The sequence below is a fragment of the Shewanella sp. SG41-4 genome (assembly GCF_014164505.1).
Taxonomy (GTDB): Bacteria; Pseudomonadota; Gammaproteobacteria; order Enterobacterales; family Shewanellaceae; genus Shewanella.
This window is the reverse complement of the sequence record NZ_JACJFI010000517.1, coordinates 1-1,828: the sequence shown is the minus strand read 5'-3', so window position 1 is coordinate 1,828 and position 1,828 is coordinate 1. Positions and strand designations below refer to the sequence as shown.

At 43.4% G+C, this 1,828-nt stretch carries 1 protein-coding gene and 1 pseudogene; one reads left to right on the top strand and one right to left on the bottom strand.

Annotated features, from left to right (window positions below; all coding sequences use genetic code 11):
- Nucleotides 1-238 (bottom strand): annotated as a pseudogene (locus tag H5202_RS21790) (C4-dicarboxylate ABC transporter); the annotation flags it as partial.
- Between the two features lie 232 nt (nt 239-470).
- On the opposite strand from H5202_RS21790, the gene H5202_RS21785 reads away from it, so the two are divergent.
- Complete coding sequence (locus tag H5202_RS21785; RefSeq protein WP_182773881.1) at nt 471-1,373, top strand: LysR substrate-binding domain-containing protein; 903 nt, start codon at nt 471-473, stop codon at nt 1,371-1,373.
- Nucleotides 1,374-1,828 lie beyond the last annotated feature (455 nt).

The following is a 1,828-nucleotide window of genomic DNA, read 5'->3' as shown; positions in this document are numbered from 1 at the left end:
GTACCACGCTGCCAACCAGAGGATGAGCAAGATCCTGGCATAATAAATCTGAATGTAATAAAAACTTAGCACTTAAAATCAGTAATAATACACTTGCTATTGCAGCCCCAGTCCACTGACTGTAATGATGTAAATCAACTAGGGTTTCCCAGCTCCAACCTAAACTTGCAATACCCAACGCCAACCCTGCCATTGGGGTTGGAACTGCCGCTAGTGTTTGTTTTACCGCTCGAATCATTACAACCTCAAAACAACCCATCAGAGAATAAGCTTATATTACGCTTGCACTTTGTTTATATATATCCAATTATATGAAACATGCGTTCAACAAAACTGAACAAGATGTCATTCATAACAATAACGATGAAAATAACAATGAAACCGTTCACACTAACTTTATAACCATCAAACTAACTCTATTTCAAACTAACTCTATTTCAAACTCACTCAATATCAAACTAAGCGGCGCTATGCACATTTCATTAAAACAGCTCAATGTGTTTACCAGTGTTACCCAACATAAAACCTTAACCGCTGCAGCCGAGGCGCTGTATTTGTCTAAAGCTGCGGTGAGCATGGCACTGGCAGAACTAGAAAAACAACTGGGGCACCCGCTATTTGATCGGGTCAATAATCGCTTAGTGCTGAATCAAGAAGGACACAAGCTATTACCACTGGCCGACGAGCTGCTTAGTAGAGCAAATAATATCAGTCAATTGTTTGATGCAGACCACGCTTTTACGGGTCAATTGAAAATAGGTGCCAGTGACACCTTAGGTAATCATGTTGTACCGGGGTTATTGAGCCAATTTAGGCAGCAACATCAACATTTCTCACAAAGCGTGGTGATTTCAAATTCACGCTTAATCTGCCAAAAACTGCTGGATTACGAGTTAGACATTGGCTTGATTGAGGGTAAAAGTCATCACCCAGAACTCATCGCCACTCAGTTTAGCCATGATGAAATGTGTATTATCGCTGCGCCTCATTTACCCATAAGTCTGCAGGCACAATGGACGTTTAACGATTTAGAACAAAGTGAGTGGATATTACGTGAAGCAGGTTCTGGCTCAAGAGAGTTTTTTTTGCGCACTATCGCGCCGCAAATAGAATCGTGGCATGAAGTGTTTGAACTTAACACTACTGAGGCATTAATTAACAGTGTCGCCGCTGGACTTGGCTTAGGGTGTTTATCTGCTTTGGCGGCACAATATGCGATTAATGATGGCCGTGTGACTAAGCTTGATTCTCCAATTAAGGGGAATCATATTAATATGCAGCGACCGTTTTGGTTGGTGGTTCACAAAGATAAGTATCACAGCCCGCTGTTGAAAAGCTTTATTGAGTTTTGTCATCAATCGGATAATTCATAAAGCGGTTTTTTTATGGCCTGCGGCCACTAACGTCGTGGCGCTTCACCATACCTATTTTTCAAACTTCGTTTGAATTAAGACCGCAAGGTTCCACCCTGCACGGGCCAAATACATCAGACATGCCAGTCACTCTTCTCTATCATTTCGGTCGACATTTCCCATCGTCCCGGTCACCATTCTCCGTCATTCCGGTCGCCATTATCCGTCATTCCGGTCGCCATTCCCCGTCATTCCGGTAATGCTTGTGAGCCGGAATCCAGCTCTGTTCTTTGGTTTTAGTCTTGACGATGGCCTACGGCAACTAACGTCGTGGCGCTTCACCATACCTATTTTTCAAACTTCGTTTGAATTAAGATCGCAAGGTTCCACCCTGCACGGGCCAAAAGGGGATCAACAGCAATCCCCTCTTGGATCACCCCTGCCGTTCCGGCAACATTTTCGCTTTTTAACCAAAC

Coding starts and splice junctions, on each gene's coding strand:
- H5202_RS21785 (WP_182773881.1), top strand. CDS start 471: ATGCACATTTCATTAAAACAGCTCAATGTGTTTACCAGTGTTACCCAA.